Source organism: Mesorhizobium sp. CA8 (assembly GCF_020164955.1).
Taxonomy (GTDB): domain Bacteria; phylum Pseudomonadota; class Alphaproteobacteria; order Rhizobiales; family Rhizobiaceae; genus Mesorhizobium.
Genome location: NZ_JAIUHG010000011.1, coordinates 98599 through 114930 on the forward strand (window position 1 = coordinate 98599; position 16332 = coordinate 114930).

16 protein-coding genes are annotated in these 16332 nt (G+C 64.5%); all 16 read left to right on the plus strand.

Going from position 1 to position 16332, the window contains the following annotated elements:
- The first annotated feature begins 53 nt into the window (after positions 1 to 53).
- The 16 genes from LB553_RS14525 (at position 54) to LB553_RS14600 (ending at position 16305) form a co-directional block, all read left to right on the plus strand.
- The gene (locus LB553_RS14525) at positions 54 to 1583 is read left to right on the plus strand and encodes an ABC transporter substrate-binding protein (RefSeq protein WP_224514204.1); all 1530 of its coding nucleotides are present in this window, start codon (positions 54 to 56) and stop codon (positions 1581 to 1583) included.
- 68 nt (positions 1584 to 1651) lie between these two features.
- Positions 1652 to 2659, plus strand: coding sequence for an ABC transporter permease (locus LB553_RS14530; RefSeq protein WP_224514206.1), 1008 nt, complete (start codon positions 1652 to 1654; stop codon positions 2657 to 2659).
- Entirely contained in the window at positions 2652 to 3500 is an 849-nt protein-coding gene (locus LB553_RS14535; protein WP_224514208.1) for an ABC transporter permease, read from the plus strand. Before LB553_RS14530 ends, LB553_RS14535 begins: the two co-directional genes overlap by 8 nt.
- Positions 3497 to 4375, plus strand: coding sequence for an ABC transporter ATP-binding protein (locus tag LB553_RS14540; RefSeq protein WP_224514209.1), 879 nt, complete (start codon positions 3497 to 3499; stop codon positions 4373 to 4375). Before LB553_RS14535 ends, LB553_RS14540 begins: the two co-directional genes overlap by 4 nt.
- Complete coding sequence (locus LB553_RS14545; protein WP_224514212.1) at positions 4368 to 5192, plus strand: ATP-binding cassette domain-containing protein; 825 nt, start codon at positions 4368 to 4370, stop codon at positions 5190 to 5192. The genes LB553_RS14540 and LB553_RS14545 overlap by 8 nt, the downstream gene beginning before the upstream one ends.
- Before the next feature lie 78 nt (positions 5193 to 5270).
- Positions 5271 to 5870, plus strand: a complete 600-nt coding sequence (locus tag LB553_RS14550) for a VOC family protein (protein ID WP_224514214.1) — start codon at positions 5271 to 5273, stop codon at positions 5868 to 5870.
- A gap of 193 nt (positions 5871 to 6063) precedes the next feature.
- On the plus strand, positions 6064 to 8358 hold the full coding sequence (locus LB553_RS14555; RefSeq protein WP_224514216.1) for a bifunctional salicylyl-CoA 5-hydroxylase/oxidoreductase: 2295 nt from the start codon (positions 6064 to 6066) through the stop codon (positions 8356 to 8358).
- Complete coding sequence (locus LB553_RS14560) at positions 8355 to 9128, plus strand: SDR family NAD(P)-dependent oxidoreductase (protein WP_224514219.1); 774 nt, start codon at positions 8355 to 8357, stop codon at positions 9126 to 9128. Before LB553_RS14555 ends, LB553_RS14560 begins: the two co-directional genes overlap by 4 nt.
- On the plus strand, positions 9122 to 9586 hold the full coding sequence (locus tag LB553_RS14565; protein ID WP_040986048.1) for a MarR family winged helix-turn-helix transcriptional regulator: 465 nt from the start codon (positions 9122 to 9124) through the stop codon (positions 9584 to 9586). Before LB553_RS14560 ends, LB553_RS14565 begins: the two co-directional genes overlap by 7 nt.
- Positions 9583 to 10395, plus strand: a complete 813-nt coding sequence (locus LB553_RS14570; protein ID WP_224514220.1) for an enoyl-CoA hydratase family protein — start codon at positions 9583 to 9585, stop codon at positions 10393 to 10395. The genes LB553_RS14565 and LB553_RS14570 overlap by 4 nt, the downstream gene beginning before the upstream one ends.
- Positions 10396 to 10626: 231 nt before the next feature.
- Positions 10627 to 11775: an acyl-CoA dehydrogenase family protein gene (locus LB553_RS14575; RefSeq protein WP_224514222.1), complete on the plus strand. Its 1149-nt coding sequence runs from the start codon at positions 10627 to 10629 to the stop codon at positions 11773 to 11775.
- Positions 11776 to 11814: 39 nt separating this feature from the next.
- Positions 11815 to 12210 (plus strand): RidA family protein, encoded by a 396-nt coding sequence (locus LB553_RS14580; protein WP_224514225.1) that lies wholly within the window; start codon positions 11815 to 11817, stop codon positions 12208 to 12210.
- A gap of 396 nt (positions 12211 to 12606) precedes the next feature.
- On the plus strand, positions 12607 to 13335 hold the full coding sequence (locus LB553_RS14585; RefSeq protein WP_224514227.1) for a GntR family transcriptional regulator: 729 nt from the start codon (positions 12607 to 12609) through the stop codon (positions 13333 to 13335).
- A gap of 161 nt (positions 13336 to 13496) precedes the next feature.
- Positions 13497 to 14636 (plus strand): aminotransferase class V-fold PLP-dependent enzyme, encoded by a 1140-nt coding sequence (locus LB553_RS14590; RefSeq protein WP_224514229.1) that lies wholly within the window; start codon positions 13497 to 13499, stop codon positions 14634 to 14636.
- A 103-nt stretch (positions 14637 to 14739) separates the two neighbouring features.
- Complete coding sequence (locus tag LB553_RS14595) at positions 14740 to 15525, plus strand: substrate-binding periplasmic protein (protein WP_224514232.1); 786 nt, start codon at positions 14740 to 14742, stop codon at positions 15523 to 15525.
- Positions 15526 to 15630: 105 nt separating this feature from the next.
- The gene (locus tag LB553_RS14600) at positions 15631 to 16305 is read left to right on the plus strand and encodes an amino acid ABC transporter permease (RefSeq protein WP_224514234.1); all 675 of its coding nucleotides are present in this window, start codon (positions 15631 to 15633) and stop codon (positions 16303 to 16305) included.
- The last annotated feature ends 27 nt before the right edge of the window (positions 16306 to 16332 follow it).

Below are 16332 nucleotides of genomic sequence, written 5' to 3' on the forward strand. Positions count from 1 at the left end.
CCACCGAATGAAAACGCCGCGCGGACAAATGACAACCAACAAGGGGAACGACCATGACCATTAACAGACGTGACTTGCTTGGGTATGGCGCAGCGGCGATCGGTGCTGCGACGCTCGGCCTGCCGAGGGCGGCAAAGGCGGCGGACGAACTCACCATCGCCTACAACGTCAACCTGCCTTCATGGGACCCGACGACCGGACCCTCGGCCGTCAACCCGACCATCCAGGGCCTTTACCAGTCGGTGTTCGACCAGATCATCGGACAGAAGCCCGATCTTTCCTTCACGCCGGGCCTGCTCACCGAATGGGGCTGGAACGACGACCGCACCAAGGTGACGATGACGGTGCGCGACGGCGTGAAATGGCATGACGGCTCGCCCTTCACACCGGAAGACGTGGTGTGGTCGCTGCAGCGGGCCGGTGACGAGAAGACCGGCAATCCGATCCAGTTCGTCTGGAAGAACGTGAACAACTTCAAGATCGACGGCAACAAGATCACCGGCGACGTCGTGCAGTTCGACCCGGTCTATTTCAAGTGGATGTCGTTCCTCACCGGCTACATCATGCCGAAGGCCTATTACGAGAAGGTCGGCGTGGAAGGCTTCGAGAAGGCGCCGATCGGCACCGGTCCCTATATGGTCGACAAGTTCGAGCGCAATGCCTTCCTGCGGCTGAAGGCCAACCCGCACTATTGGGGCACCAAGCCCGCCTTCGAGAATGTGACGATCAAATTCGTCACAGACGCTGCAAGCCGCGTCGCCGAGATCGAATCCGGCTCCGCGCAGGTGACGCTTGAAATCCCCTATGAGGAATATGACCGGCTGATCGCCAAGGACGGACTGGCCGGCTCGATCAAGAATGTTTCCGACATCGGCATGATCTTCTTCAACGACATCGAGGCGATGCTGGACAAGAACGTCCGCCAGGCCGCCGTGATGGCAGTCGACAAGGAGCTTCTGGTCAAGCGGCTGCTGCGCGGCTACGGCCAGCCGATCGCGACGCTGGAGACGCCGGAATACACGGCCTTCGATCCATCGATCAAAGTCGAGCACAATCCGGAGAAGGCCAAGGAGTTGCTCGCCGCCTCCGGCTATTCGCCCAAGAAGCCGGTCAAGTTCACCATCCAGACGACCAAGGGCTTCAAGCCCAAGGATTATGAGATGATCCAGGCGATCGTCGGCATGTGGCGCAAGGTCGGCATCGAGGCCAATATCGAGGTCTACGAGATCGCCAAGCATTACGAGCTGCGCGCCGCCGACAAGCTGGCGCCGGCCGCCTTCTACAACTGGGGCAACTCGATCGGCGATCCGACCACCTCGACCGGCTTTGCCATGTATGGCCCAAGCCCGCATTCGGTGTGGGACAGCCAGGATCTGATCGATATGATCACCCCGTTGTGGGGCGAAAAGGACGAGGCCAAGCGCATCGCGGGCTGGAAGGCCGTCGACAAATACATCGCCGAGCAGGCCTATGTGCTGCCGCTGATCCAATATGCGCAACCGATCGTGCATTCGAAAAAGGTCAATGTCGTGCAGCATGTGTCCGGCGCGCTGCTGCCGGCGCTGATGACCCCGGCCGCCTGATCGTCGGTTCTGGATTGCCGTGCGCCGTCCGCAAGACGGCGCGCATTTTCATCCGGACATATGGGCGCATGCTGCTGCAAAGATTCCTCGTTCGTCTTTTGACGATGCTGGTGACGCTGTTCGGCGTCGCCGTCGTCGTTTTCGTCGTCATCCGCGTCGCCCCCGGCGATCCGATCGCGATGATGCTGCCGCCCGGCGCCAGCGACGACGACATTGCGCGGCTGCGCGCGCTCTACGGGCTCGACAAGAGCATCGTGCAGCAATTCTTCATCTGGCTCGGCGGCGTGCTGCATGGGAATTTCGGCACGTCGATCTCGCTGCGCCAGGACGTGCTCGGCCTGGTGTTCAACCGGCTGCCGGCGACGCTGGAGCTGGCGACGGTCGCACTGCTGATGGCGACCGCGATCGGCACCACCGCCGCGATCCTCGGCGCGCGCTCGCGCGGCACGGCGATAGAGGCCGGCATTGACGTCGCCAGCGGCGCGACGCTCTCTATCCCCGATTTCCTCTGGGGCCTGGTGCTCATCCTGCTGTTCGGGGTGCTGGTGCCCGTCTTCGACATTTCCGGCCGCGTGTCGCCGCAGCTCGATTTGCCCTTCGCCACCCAGTTCTATCTGGCCGAGAGCATTCTCAGGCTGCGTTTCGACCTCACCTGGGACCTGCTCAAGCACATGCTGATGCCGGCGGTCGCGCTGGCGCTGCCGCTGGCGGCGATCATCGCGCAGCTCTTGAAACAGTCGCTGAAGGAAGTGCTCGATCTCGATTATGTGGTGCTGGCGCGGGTCAAAGGTTTTTCCGAGACACAGGTCATTCTGCGCGAGGCGCTGAAGAATGCGGCGCTGCCGACGCTGACGCTGGTCGGCGTGCAGTTCACCTTCCTCATCGGCGGCACCGTCATCGTCGAGCGGCTGTTCTCCTACGAAGGCCTCGGCAACATGGCGATCGACGCCGTCATCAACCGCGACCTGCCTCTGATCCAGGGCATCGTGCTGGTGTTCGCGCTGCTCTTCGTGCTGATCAACCTCGCCGTCGACATGATGTATGCGCTGCTCAATCCGAGGCTGCGCCATGGATGAGGCAAATGTCGCCAGGCGAGGTTTGAGCCCGAGGCTGTGGCTAGCCGGCGGCTGGCTTCTGCTGGCACTGCTCGCGGCCATCTTCGCGCCATTGATCGCGCCGCAGGACCCGCTGGCGCAGGATTTGATGCTGGAACGCCTGCCGCCCTTCTGGCTGGACGGGGCCGAACCCGGCTACTGGCTCGGCACCGACAGCCTTGGACGCGATCTGTTGTCGCGGCTGATCTTCGGCGGCCGCATCGCCTTCATCGTCGCCTTCGCGGCGGCGACGTCCGCGTGCCTGCTCGGCTCCGCGCTCGGCCTGATCGCCGGCTATTTCGGCGGCTGGCCCGACCGCATCATCTCGCGCATCGTCGATGTCTGGATGGCGTTTCCGCCGGTGCTGTTCGCGATCCTGCTGGTCGCGGTGCTGGGCACCGGCCTGAGCTCCGTCATCCTCGCCATTGCAATCATCGACTGGACGCGCTTCTGCCGGGTGATCCGGGCCGAGGCGATGAGCCAGGCGCGCATGGATTATGTCGAAAGCGCGCGCATCGCCGGCTATGGCCGCGTCGGCATCATGCTGCGCGAAGTGCTGCCCAATGTGCTGCCATCGGTGGTGGCGCTGCTGTCCCTGGAGATGGGCATCGCTGTCATCGTCGAGGCGATCCTCTCCTTCGTCAATCTGTCGATCTCGACCGACGACCCGACCTGGGGCAGCATCATCGCCGAGGGACGGCTGTCGATCCATCAGGCCTGGTGGGTCCTGGTGTTCCCGCTCATCACGCTGATCCTCACCGTGCTTTCCTTCACCCAATTCGGCGAAGCGCTGAAGGCGCGCTTCGATCCGGTGCTGCGATGAGCGCCTGCCTCGACATTCGCGGCTTGAGCGCCGTGCTTCCCAACGGCCAGCGCGTGCTGCGCTCCGTGTCGCTCAGCGTGCAGCCGGGCGAGGTGCGCGCGCTGGTCGGCGAGAGCGGCGCCGGCAAGACGATGATCGGCAAGGCGGTGCTTGGCGTGCTGCCGAAAAGCGTGCGCATCGTCGAAGGCGAGATGCTGATCGAGGGCGAGGACCTCGGCCGCCTCGATCCGAAGGCGCGGCGGACCTTAATCGGCGCGCGCACGGCGCTGATCCCGCAGGATCCGCTCACCGCACTCAACCCGTCGCGCCGCATCGGCCCACAAATGACCGACCGGCTGGTGCGCATCCTCGGCTGGAGCACAGAGACGGCGGACCAGCGCATCCGGCAGTTGCTCGACGAGGTGCAGATCCGCGATCCCGAGCGCGTGCTGAAGAGCTATCCGCATGAATTGTCCGGCGGCATGCGCCAGCGTGTGCTGATCGCGGCGGCTTTCGCGGCGGAGCCCCGATTGATTGTCGCCGACGAGCCGACCACGGCGCTGGACGTAACGGTGCAGAAACAGATCCTGCGGCTCATCGCGCAACTGCAGCGCGATCATGGCACGGCGATCCTGTTCGTCACCCACGACCTCGGCGTGGTTGCCAAGATCAGCCAGAAAGTGTCGGTGCTCTATGCCGGCAAGGTGGTCGAGGAAGCTGATTCGAGCGCCCTTTTCGCTAACCCGCAGCACCCCTATACGCGCGCGCTGATGGCGGCGACACCGCGCTACACCGACCCGTTTGCTTCGCTAAAGCCGGTGGACGAAAGCGTGCTTGCCGGATTGGCCGCAGAGATCGCCGCCGCCGACCAGGCCTGGAGGCCCGGCCATGGCTGAGCCGCTGTTTTCCGTGCGCGGGCTGAAGGTGGCGCTGCCCGACATGACGCGCAAGCCGCTGGTCGGCCGCGCGCCGCTGGCCGAGATCCTGAAAGGGCTCGACTTCGACCTGCCCAAGGGATCGGTGACCGGCATTGTCGGCGAATCCGGTTCGGGCAAATCGACGCTCGGGCGCGCGCTGGTCCGGCTGCTCGAACCTAGCGCGGGTTCCATCGGCTTCGAGGGGCGCGAGATCAGCCGTCTTTCGGAAACCGAGCTCAGGCCGCTGCGCCGCGACCTGCAGATGATCTTCCAGGACCCGATGTCGTCGCTCAATCCGCGGCACACGATCTTCAACATCATCGCCGCACCCTTGAGGCAGAACGGGCTTGGCGACCGGCTGAAGGAACTAGTCGCGGAAGCGCTGCAGCGCGTCGGCCTGCCGCAGAATTTTGCCAGCCGCTACCGCCACGAATTGTCAGGCGGCCAGCGGCAGCGCGTCGGCATCGCGCGGGCCCTAGCGCTCTCGCCAAAATTCGTGGTGGCCGACGAGATCGTCTCCGGCCTCGACGTCTCGACGCAGGCGCAGATCCTGACGCTGCTGGAGAAGCTTGCCGCCGAGATGGGGCTGACGGTCGCCTTCATCAGCCATGACCTATCGGTGATCCGGCGGCTCTGCCAGCAGGTCATCGTCATGCGCGAGGGCAGGATCGTCGAGGCCAGCGCCACCGACGCTTTATTCGACAATCCGAAGGAGACTTACACGCGCGATCTGCTCGCCGCCATTCCGCTGCCGGAAATCGATCCGGACTGGCTGCGGCCCAAGGCATCGGCATGACGTGAGTTTTGATCCGCACGCCGACCAGCGGGCCTCGGATGTGCGCAAGGACAAGTCAGCCCGCCAACGGAGGGTGACATGAAATACGCAATCCAGGCGGCGATCCTCGCGGCCTCTTTGTTCAGCGCAATGGGAATGGCTTCCGCGGATTCGATCCCCGGCATGCGCGGACATGACCACACCGGCATCACCGTGCCGGACATGAAGCAGGCCGTCGATTTCTTCACCAATGTCGTCGGCTGCAAGAAGGCGATGTCCTTCGGGCCGTTCGCGGACGACAAGGGCACCTTCATGCAGGATCTGCTCGGCGTCGATCCGAAGGCGGTGATCGAGGAGATCACCTTGGTGCGCTGCGGCTATGGATCGAACATCGAGCTGTTCAAATACACGGCGCCCGACCAGAAGGATTTGACGCCGAAGAACAGCGATATCGGCGGCTTCCACATCGCCTTTTATGTCGACGATGTTGCCGCGGCGAAAACCTATCTCGAGGCCAAGGGTGTTAAAACCCGGATGGGACCGCTGCCGGTGAAGGAAGGGCCGGCTGCAGGCCAGACCATCCTCTATTTCCAGGCGCCGTGGGGGCTGCAGCTCGAGGCGATCAGCTACCCCGAAGGGATGGCCTACGAGAAGGGCGCCGAAACCGTTCTGTGGAGCCCGAAGGATCCTACCAAGTGAGCTGTTGCTCGCGAACGGGCGATCGTTCAATTGTGAAACTTTAAGCTTGAAATAATTGCCCGGCAGCGCGATAGTGCTTTTGGGATCGCCGGCGTTGCCGGCGGTTCTCTAAGCCTTAGAGCGTTTCATGCAATTCCGGACGGAAAACCGCTACGCACTTTTCCTGGAATTGCTCTAGAGGAGATCGCAAGACATGAAGGTTGCGGTTCTCGGCGGCGGTCCGGCCGGACTCTATTTTGCCATTTCGCTCAAGCTGCGCGATGCCGCGCATGAGGTGACGGTCTATGAGCGCAATCGCCCGGACGACACGTTCGGCTGGGGCGTGGTGCTGTCGGCGGAGACGCTGGAGAACCTGACCAGAAACGATCCGGTCAGCGCCGTCTGGATCAAGAAGCATTTCGCCTACTGGGATGACATCGCTGTCATCCATGACGGCGTGCGCACGGTGTCTTCAGGTCATGGCTTTTGCGGCATCGGCCGCAAGCGGCTCCTGGTCCTGCTGCAGCGCCGAGCGCGCGAGCTTGGCATCAAGATGATGTTCGAGACCGAGATATCCGATCCCAAACCGTTCATGGAAACGCATGACCTGGTGGTCGCGGCGGATGGGCTGAACTCGAAATCCAGAGCCGCCTTCGCCGATGTCTTCAAGCCCGATATCGACACCCGCAAATGCAAGTTCGTGTGGCTCGGCACCACGCAGAAATTCGACGATGCCTTCACCTTCATCTTCGAAAAGACGGAGCATGGCTGGGTGTGGGCGCATGCCTACCAGTTCGACAGCGAGACCGCGACCTTCATCGTCGAATGCAGCGAGCAGACCTGGGCTGCGTTCGGCTTCGGCCAGATGACGCAACAGGAATCGATCGCGGTCTGCGAGCGCATTTTTGCAAAGCATCTCGGCGGTCATCCGCTGATGACCAACGCCAACCACATCCGCGGTTCGGCCTGGATCAATTTTCCGCGGGTGCTGTGCGAGCGCTGGTCGTACAAGAACCTGGCGCTGATGGGCGACGCTGCGGCTTCAGCCCATTTCTCGATCGGCTCCGGCACGAAGCTGGCGCTGGAGAGCGCGGCGGCGCTTGCCGACTATGTCGAGTCAGAGCCCGACCTCGAGGCGGCCTTCCGCAAATATGAGGATGCGCGGCGCACCGAGGTGCTGAAGCTGCAGTCGGCGGCGCGCAATTCGCTGGAATGGTTCGAAGAAGTCGAACGATATCTCGGTTTGGATCCAGTTCAGTTCAATTATTCGCTGCTCACCCGCTCTCAGCGCATCAGCCACGAGAACCTTCGCCTGCGCGACGCCGAATGGCTGGCGGCGGCCGAGGAGTGGTTCCAGCGAAAGGCCGGCGCCGGCGGCAACAGCTTACGCCGCGCGCCGATGTTCGCGCCGTTCAAGCTGCGCGATATGGCGCTCAGCAACCGCATCGTCGTCTCGCCGATGGCGCAGTACAAGGCGATCGACGGCTGCCCGACCGATTGGCATTTCGCCCACTATGCCGAGCGCGCCAAGGGCGGCGCGGGGCTGGTCTATATCGAGATGACCTGCGTCAGCCCGGAAGGGCGCATCACGCCCGGATGCCCCGGTTTCTACAGGCCTGAACACGAGGTTGCCTGGAAGCGCCTGGTCGATTTCGTCCATGCCGAGACCGAGGCAAAGATCTGCGCCCAGATCGGCCATTCCGGCGCCAAGGGTTCGACCCGCCTCGGCTGGGAAGGAACGGACGAGCCGCTGCCTTCCGGCAACTGGCCTGTGATGGCGCCGTCGGCCGTGCCATGGTCGCCGCAAAACCAGGTGCCGAAGGCGATGGACCGCGCCGACATGGACGCTGTACGCGACCAGTTCGTCGCCTCGGCGGAGATGGCCGAGCGCTGCGGCTTCGACATGCTGGAGATCCATGCCGCGCATGGCTACCTGCTGTCGGCCTTCATCACGCCGCTGACCAACCGGCGCACCGACGAGTATGGCGGCTCGCTGCAAAACCGCATGCGCTATCCGCTGGAGATCTTCCATGCGGTGCGCGCGGTCTGGCCGGCCGAGAAGCCGATCTCGATGCGCATCTCGGCCAATGACTGGGTCGGCATCGAAGGGGTGACGCCGGCCGACGCGGTCGAGATCGCCAGGCTGCTGCATCAGGCCGGCGTCGATCTCTGCGACGTGTCGGCTGGGCAGACCACCATCGCCGCTAAACCGGTCTATGGCCGCATGTTCCAGACGCCGTTTTCCGACCGCATCCGCAACGAGGTCGGCATGGCGACCATGGCGGTCGGCAACATCTATGAGCCCGACCATGCCAACTCGATCCTGATGGCGGGCCGCGCCGATCTGGTGGCGCTGGCAAGGCCGCATCTCACCGATCCCTACTGGACCCTGCATGCGGCGGTGACGCTCGGCGACCGTGGCGTCAAATGGCCGGATCCCTATCTGCGCGGACGCGACCAGGCCTACCGGCTGGCGGAGCGCGAAGCAGCGGCGGGGCTGAAAGTATGAGCGCCGCGCGCGAAATTGCCGGCAAGCATGCGCTGGTCACCGGCGGCGGTACAGGCGTAGGCCGTGCGATCGCGCTGGCGCTGGCCGAAGCCGGCGTGAACGTCACCATCTGCGGGCGACGGGAAGCAGCACTCGCGGAGGTCGTAAAGGAAAGCGACCGGATCTTCCCCGTCGCTGCGGATGTTACGAATGAAGTCGAGATAACTGCCCTCCACGATACGGCGGAGGCGGCGCGCGGACCGTTCGACATCGTCGTCGCCAATGCCGGCATGGCCGGCAGTGCACCGGCGCATAAGACATCGCTGGCCGACTGGCAGCGTACGCTCGACGTCAACCTTACGGGAGCCTTCCTGACGGTGAAGCCGGCGCTGGCCGGTATGCTGGCGCGGAAGGCAGGTCGCATCGTCTTCGTCGCCTCGACCGCCGGGCTGAAAGGCTACGCCTATGTCGCGCCTTACGTCGCCGCCAAGCACGGCCTCGTCGGACTGATGCGGGCCTTGGCCGTCGAGACCGCCAAGTCGGGCGTGACGGTCAACGCCGTCTGCCCCGGCTTCGTCGAAACCGACATGCTGGAGGAGTCCGTCCAGCGCATCGTCGAGAAGACGGGACGTTCCGCCGATGAGGCGCGTGCAGGCCTCGCGGCGACGAACCCGCAGGGGCGGTTCATCCAACCCGAAGAGGTCGCCTCGACGGTGCTGTGGCTGTGCAGCGATGCCGCGCGGTCGATCACCGGGCAGGCGATCTCGGTCTCTGGAGGCGAGACATGGTAGCGGGGCCGACCTCCACCGGGCCGGGCAAGGAGAGGCTGCGGCTGTGGATCCGCCTGCTGCGCGCCTCGCGCACCATCGAGGCCGAGTTGCGCGAGCGGCTGAAGAAGGAGTTCGACACCACGCTGCCGCGCTTCGACGTGATGGCAGCGCTTTACCGCTCGCCCGAAGGCATGCTGATGAGCGACCTGTCCCGTTTCCTGCTTGTCTCGAACGGCAATGTGACGGGCATCGTTGACCGGCTGGTTTCGGAAGGATTGGTGACACGCGCGCGCCGCAATGGCGACCGCCGCACCTCGATGGTGCGTCTGACCGAAGAAGGCTCGAAATCCTTCGCCGCGATCGCCGCCGCCCATGAGAATTGGGTCGGCGAGCTTCTCGGCACCGTCAGCGAGGACGAGGCGCGTCGGCTGACCGGCATGCTGAAATCCTTCCGCAGCAATTGGGAGGGACGCGAATGAGCGCCATGGCCAAGCTCAAGCCGAAGCACTTCCTCTGGGAGGCCGAAGGCCGGATCGCGAAAATCCGGCTCGACCGGCCGGAGCGCAAGAACCCGCTGACCTTCGACAGCTATGCGGAGCTGCGCGACACGTTTCGCGAGCTCGTCTATGCCGAGGATGTCGATGCCGTCGTGTTCCTGCCCAATGGCGGCAATTTCTGCTCGGGCGGCGATGTCCACGACATTATCGGGCCGCTGGTCAAAATGGACATGAAGCAATTGCTTGCCTTCACACGCATGACCGGCGACTTCGTCAAGGCGATGCTGAATTGCGGCAAGCCGATCATTTCCGCCGTCGACGGCGTGGCGGTCGGCGCCGGCGCGATCATCGCCATGGCCTCCGATATCCGCATCGCCACGCCCGAGGCAAAGACCGCCTTCCTGTTCACCCGCGTCGGGCTTGCCGGCTGCGACATGGGCGCTTGCGCGATCCTGCCGCGCATCATCGGCCAGGGCCGCGCGGCCGAGCTGCTCTACACCGGCCGCACCATGAGCGCTGCCGAAGGCGAGCGCTGGGGGTTCTACAACCGGCTTGTCGAGCCGGCCGCGCTCGAGGGCGACGCGCTCGACATGGCGGCGCGCATCGTTTCCGGCCCGACCTTTGCGCATGGCATCACCAAGACACAACTCAACCAGGAATGGTCGATGGGCCTCGACCAGGCGATCGAGGCGGAAGCGCAGGCGCAGGCGATCTGCATGCAGACCGGCGATTTCGAACGGGCATACAAGGCGTTCGTGGCAAAGGAAAAGCCGGTGTTCGAGGGAGATTAGGGATGGGTGTGTTGTTGGAGACGCTGGCGGGACAGCGCCCCCCTCTGGCCTGCCGGCCATCTCCCCCTCTAGGGGGGAGATTGGATGTCGCCCCCGCTTTCGCCAACCACCAACGCCGCAGGATTGAGTGGGGCGCCAAAACTGCCAATCTCCCCCCTAGAGGGGGAGATGTCCGGCAGGACAGAGGGGGGCGCCGTAGAGCGCTGCGCTCGCAGAACTGCGGAGGTGCAAATGCCTGACCGCACCTTCCTCTCGTGGCCCTTCTTTGAAGACCGCCACCGCGCGCTCGCCGAGCAGCTCGACGCCTGGTGCGCGAAAAATCTCCCCGTCGACCACCACGACGTCGACGCCGCCTGCCGCGGACTCGTGGCGATGCTTGGCCGGGACGGCTGGCTGAAGCCGACGGCGCTCGACCCCGCCAATCCCGGACCACTGGACGTGCGCACGCTCTGCATCACGCGCGAGACGCTGGCGCTCCATGACGGGTTGGCCGACTTCGCCTTCGCCATGCAGGGGCTGGGCACCGGCGCGATCTCGCTGTTCGGCACGGCGGACCAGCAGCGCTGGTTGGAGAAGACGCGGGCTGGCCAGGCAATCTCGGCCTTCGCGCTGTCGGAGCCGCGCTCGGGATCGGACGTCGCCAACATGGAGATGACGGCAGTCCGCGACGGCGGCGACTATGTGCTTTCCGGCGAAAAGACCTGGATTTCCAATGGCGGCATCGCCGATCTTTATGTCGTCTTTGCCCGCACCGGCGAGGCGCCGGGCGCGAAAGGGATTTCCGCTTTCGTCGTGCCGGCGGAGACCAAGGGTCTCGATGTCGCCGAGCGGCTCGAGGTGATCGCGCCGCATCCGCTGGCGCGGCTTTCTTTTGACAGTGTGCGCGTTCCGGCTTCCGGCCTGATCGGCAAGCCGGGCGATGGTTTCCGTATCGCCATGTCGGTGCTCGACGTGTTCCGCTCGACCGTTGGCGCGGCCGCCCTCGGCTTTGCGCGGCGCGCGCTGGACGAGAGCGTCAAGCGCGCGGCCGAGCGAAAACTGTTCGGCGCGCCGATGGCCGAGCTGCAGATGGTGCAGGGCCATATCGCCGACATGGCGCTGGATGTCGATGCCGCGGCGCTCCTCATCTACCGCGCCGCCTGGACCAAGGACATGGGCGCGGCGCGGGTCACACGCGAGGCGGCGATGGCGAAGCTCTTCGCCACCGACAAGGCGCAGAAGGTGATCGATAAGGCCGTGCAGCTGCATGGCGGCGACGGTGTGCGCAAGGGCCATATCGTCGAGAGCCTCTATCGCGAGATCCGGGCGCTGCGCATCTATGAGGGCGCCTCGGACGTGCAGAAGGTGGTGATCGCCAGGCAGGTCATGGGAGCGGCGTAAGACCTTGCGGACCGTATTTGAAACCGGGGGAGGCTAGACATGCACACCATTTTGCAGCCGGAAGGCTGGGCCAAACCGATCGGCTACGCCAATGGCGTCGCGGCGCATGGGCGACTGGTGTTCGTCGGCGGCCAGGTCGGCTGGAACGCCGAATGCAAGTTCGAGACCGACGATTTCGTCGGCCAGGTGCGGCAGGCGCTCGCCAATGTGGTCGCGGTGCTGGCCGAAGCCGGCGGCGAACCGCAGCACATCACCTCGATGACCTGGTATTTCACCGACAAGGCCGAATATCTTGCCAATCTGAAAGGGATCGGCGAGGCCTACCGGGCCGTCATCGGCAGGCATTTTCCGGCGATGGCCGCCATGCAGGTGGTGGCGCTGGTCGAAGACCGCGCCAAAGTGGAAATACAGGCGATGGCGGTTATTCCGGAATGAGGGGCGGCCGGCTTGGGCCAGGGTTGATTCTCGATAGCAGGTTGCTGGCGCGCTCACCCTTAAGCCACCAATTCTCAACGTCGGCGCTGCCCCTCATCTGGCTGCCGCCATCTTCTCCCGTGAAACGGGGAGAAGGGTGCTGTCATCACTCGTCTTCGCCAATCGCCAGCGCTGCAAAAGGCGCCGAGATTGCGGTGGGGAGAAATGCCCGGCAGGACGATGAAAGGGCAGCGCCAACGTCCCAAGCAGATGCTAATTTGGGCTCAGCGACCGCATCGCGCGAGGCATTTCCCAGTCGCTTGGCTATCGCCACGATTTGTGATCAGATGATCACACCCGCTTTGGCGGGTAGGAATTCGCAGATAGACTTTGCCGGCACCCAAGGAAAGCAAAAGCGTGGCTCTGGGCTTCGAACCCGTATCGGGACGCATCACTGTCCAGGATGGCGTCTACCAGCAGCTTCGCCATGCCTTGATGGTCGGCAGCTTCGATCCCGGGCAGGTACTGACCATTGCTTCGCTGGCCGAAGCTTTCGGCACCTCGAATATGCCGGTGCGCGAGGCCTTGCGCCGGCTCGCGGCAGAGAATGCGGTGGAGATCTCGCAGAACGGCTCGGCCTGCGTGCCGGTGGTGACGCGGGCGCGGCTCGACGACCTCTGCCGGGCCCGGCTCGCGGTCGAAGGGCTGGCCGCCGAGCTTGGCGGGCCGCGCCTGACCGCGACCGACGTCGCCTCCCTGCAAAAGGTCACCGACGACCAGCAGGCGATCGGCCGCGACGGCAGCATCTATGAGCTGATCGCCAAGAACCAGCAGTTCCATTTCACCATCTACCGCGCCTCCGGCTCCGACGTGCTGTTCCAGTTGATCGAGACGCTGTGGCTGCGCTTCGGCCCTTATATGCGGCTCTTGTCCAACCACGTCGCGCCGCTGATGCGCGCCGGCACCATGGAGCCCTCGGGCAGGCATGCCGCGATCATCGCCGCGCTCAAGGACAAGGATTTCATTCGCGCGCGCGACGAGGTGGTGGCCGACATTACAGCGACGCAGGAAACCTTGCGCGCGATCTGCCCTGACGTGCCCGAGCCTCGCGCTGTGGATTTCGCCGCCTTCGGCAAGGCGCCCTGAATTGGCAGGCGCTTCGGCCACCTCCACCGCGAGTCAGCGGCGGCTTCTGGACCAAAATTAACGCTTACCTCCTGGCCGCCTGTCGGCATTTCTTCTGTGCTGCCAATTGATCCCCGCCCGGTTTTGTGATCACATGATCACAAGGGAGCGAGAGACAGCAAATGTCCGGCTATTTTCTCTGTCATTCGATCGGCACTTTCCCCGGCAAGGCCGAGCGCATGGCCGCCGCTCTGGCGGAATTTTCCGGCGTCTGGTCGGCAGAGGATGACGGCCAGTGGCCGGCCGCGCTTGCCGCACGCCAGCGCTTCATCGACGCCTGGACGCGATTGATCGAAGCACCGCAGGGCACGTTGACCACGGCTGAGAATGTCACGGCCGCGCTCTACAGCCTGATCGGCGGCCTGCCGGCCGAGCGCCTGGCGGGAAAGCGGCTGCTGGTTGCCGGCGATTGCTTCCCAAGCCTGCATTTCCTGCTTGCGGGATTGGCCGAGCGCTTCAGCTTCACGCTCGATACCGTGCCGCTTCGGTCCGGCGAGAGCTGGGTGCGCGACGAGGATTTCATCGCCCGCTGGCAGGAAGATGTCGGGCTCGCGCTCATCACCTTCGTCACCTCGACGGCCTCGCATCGCTGCGATGTCGGGCGGCTTGCCGCGCATGGCCGCGCCATGGGCAGCATTGTCGGCGTCGACGTCACGCAAGGCATCGGCGTGGCGCCGTTTTCGGTTGCCGCGACGCCGGTCGATTTCGTCGTCTCGACTTCGCTGAAATGGCTGTGCGGTTCCTCCGGCGCCGGCATATTGCAGGTCGCGCCGGAATTGCTTGCGGCGTGCCGGCCGGAGCTGCGCGGCTGGTTCAGCCAGCCCAACCCGTTCTCCTGGGATCTCGACGCCTTTACCTATGCCGACGATGCGCGCCGCTTCGACCATGGCACGCCGGCGATCCTGGCCAGCGTCGCCTCGCTGCCCGGGCTGGAATGGGTGGAGAAGACCGGCATCGACGCCATCCGCGCGCAGAATACTGCGCTCGTCGAGCGCATCATCGGCGCGGCGCTCGACAATGGCTGGATGCTGCGTTCGCCGCTCGATGCCGGTGAGCGCGGCGGCAGCGTCATGCTCGGCCTTCCGCAAGGCGAGGAACCGGCGAAAATCATCGCGGCGTTGCGCAACGAGCGGCTCTACTGCGACGCCCGCGGCACGACGCTCAGGCTGTCGCCCGGCATGGTGACCACGGAAGCGGCGGTCGATGCGCTGATTGCGGGGCTTGAGGAGCATATCGGCTCGCGGCATCGCCGCGCATCCTGATTTCAGGCACCGCCTCGCCTGCGACGCCCTGGGAGTTGGGCGCCCGAAGAAGCGGAAGAGGAAATGAGTCACTTTCGACGTGGCCGAACCAGAGGGAAGCACAATGTTGAAATGTCTAGGACTGATTGGGGTGATCGTCGCCGCGGGCGTGGCCTTCGCGGCGCCCGCCTTTGCAGACAAGATTATGGTAGGCGCCTACCCGGCCAACCCACCATGGGAATACAAGACCGATTCCGGCGGCTTCGAGGGGTTTGAGATCGACGTTGCCAACGACGTCGCCAAGCGTATCGGCGCCGATGTCGAGTTCCAGGACCTCGGCTTCCAGGCGCTGTTCGCGGCGACCGCTTCGGGCCGCATCGACTTTGCCGTATCCTCGATCTCCGTCACCAAGGAGCGGCTGCAGAACCAGGGCTTCACCCAGCCCTATTACGACAGCGACGGCACGATCGTCGGCAAGGCGGATTCCGCCATCAAGTCGCTCGACGACCTCAAGGGCAAGACCATCGGCGTCATCGCCGGATCGACCGGCGAGGCCTATATGAAGGAAAACGCCGCCAAGCTCGGCGTCGCCGAGACCAAGAGCTACAACGCCCAGCAGGATCTTTTGCTCGACGTGCAGAACGGCCGAATCGACGGCGGCGCCGGCGAGCTCGCCGGCTTCCTGTTCGCCATCAAGCAGATGCCGGCGCTGAAAATCCTGGTGCGCATCCCGACCGGCGAACGCTTCGCTATGATGACCAAGAAGGGCCACCCGCTGCTTGAGAAGGTGAATGACGCGATCACTGCGATGAAGAAGGACGGCACCATGGCCGCGATCCACAAGAAGTGGTTCGGCGTCGATCCGGAGGCCGGCACCAGCACCGTGACGCCCGGTCCGATCCCGCAATAAGCCAGCGAACTACCGCCGCGGGGGCGCGGGCCCGGCGGGCGCCCCCGCTTCCACCCTTCAGGCCCGCGAAGGCGGTGGGCTTGGCATTGCCTTCATGGTGAGCCGATGGAACTGATCGATACCTTCTTCAACTGGGGCATCCTGGTCCGATCCTTTCCGATCCTGATCCGCGGACTGGGCAACACCATACTGCTTGGCTGCGCGGCCATCGTGTTAGGCACCATTGCAGGCCTCGCGATCTGTTTGGTGCGGCTCTACGCGCCGAAGCCGTTGAGACGGCTGGCGACGCTCTATATCGATATGTTCCGCGCGCTGCCGATCCTGGTGGTGTTGATCCTGATCTATTACGCCCTGCCCTTCGTCGGCATCCGCCTGTCGTCCTTCGTGTCAGCCGCGCTCGCGCTGTCGCTGGTGCTCGCGGCCTTCACGGCGGAGGTCTGCCGCGCCGGCATCCAGAACATCCCGAAAGGCCAGTTCGAGGCGGCGGCAGCACTCGGCCTGCCCTTCTGGGTCGCCATGCGCAAGGTGGTGCTGCCGCAGGCGATCCGCGTCGTCATCCCGCCGCTGACCAGCAATTGCGTCTCGGTTTTCAAGGACACTGCGCTCGCCTCGGTGGTGGCGATGCCGGACCTCTTGAAGCAGGCGACCGACGCGCAGGCGCTGATGGCCAACCCGACGCCGCTGATCGGCGCTGCGATCATCTATCTCGCCTTCCTGTGGCCGCTGGTGCGGCTGGTCGGCTACCTCGAAGAGCGCGGCAAAGCCCGATCCGCGCACTGATCCCCACTTGAAATCGATGACCTGAAG

Bases quoted from the DNA above. Each gene is read 5' to 3' on its own strand.
- LB553_RS14525 (WP_224514204.1), top strand. From the start codon at position 54: ATGACCATTAACAGACGTGACTTGCTTGGGTATGGCGCAGCGGCGATC.
- LB553_RS14530 (WP_224514206.1), top strand. From the start codon at position 1,652: ATGCTGCTGCAAAGATTCCTCGTTCGTCTTTTGACGATGCTGGTGACG.
- LB553_RS14535 (WP_224514208.1), top strand. From the start codon at position 2,652: ATGGATGAGGCAAATGTCGCCAGGCGAGGTTTGAGCCCGAGGCTGTGG.
- LB553_RS14540 (WP_224514209.1), top strand. From the start codon at position 3,497: ATGAGCGCCTGCCTCGACATTCGCGGCTTGAGCGCCGTGCTTCCCAAC.
- LB553_RS14545 (WP_224514212.1), top strand. From the start codon at position 4,368: ATGGCTGAGCCGCTGTTTTCCGTGCGCGGGCTGAAGGTGGCGCTGCCC.
- LB553_RS14550 (WP_224514214.1), top strand. From the start codon at position 5,271: ATGAAATACGCAATCCAGGCGGCGATCCTCGCGGCCTCTTTGTTCAGC.
- LB553_RS14555 (WP_224514216.1), top strand. From the start codon at position 6,064: ATGAAGGTTGCGGTTCTCGGCGGCGGTCCGGCCGGACTCTATTTTGCC.
- LB553_RS14560 (WP_224514219.1), top strand. From the start codon at position 8,355: ATGAGCGCCGCGCGCGAAATTGCCGGCAAGCATGCGCTGGTCACCGGC.
- LB553_RS14565 (WP_040986048.1), top strand. From the start codon at position 9,122: ATGGTAGCGGGGCCGACCTCCACCGGGCCGGGCAAGGAGAGGCTGCGG.
- LB553_RS14570 (WP_224514220.1), top strand. From the start codon at position 9,583: ATGAGCGCCATGGCCAAGCTCAAGCCGAAGCACTTCCTCTGGGAGGCC.
- LB553_RS14575 (WP_224514222.1), top strand. From the start codon at position 10,627: ATGCCTGACCGCACCTTCCTCTCGTGGCCCTTCTTTGAAGACCGCCAC.
- LB553_RS14580 (WP_224514225.1), top strand. From the start codon at position 11,815: ATGCACACCATTTTGCAGCCGGAAGGCTGGGCCAAACCGATCGGCTAC.
- LB553_RS14590 (WP_224514229.1), top strand. From the start codon at position 13,497: ATGTCCGGCTATTTTCTCTGTCATTCGATCGGCACTTTCCCCGGCAAG.
- LB553_RS14595 (WP_224514232.1), top strand. From the start codon at position 14,740: ATGTTGAAATGTCTAGGACTGATTGGGGTGATCGTCGCCGCGGGCGTG.
- LB553_RS14600 (WP_224514234.1), top strand. From the start codon at position 15,631: ATGGAACTGATCGATACCTTCTTCAACTGGGGCATCCTGGTCCGATCC.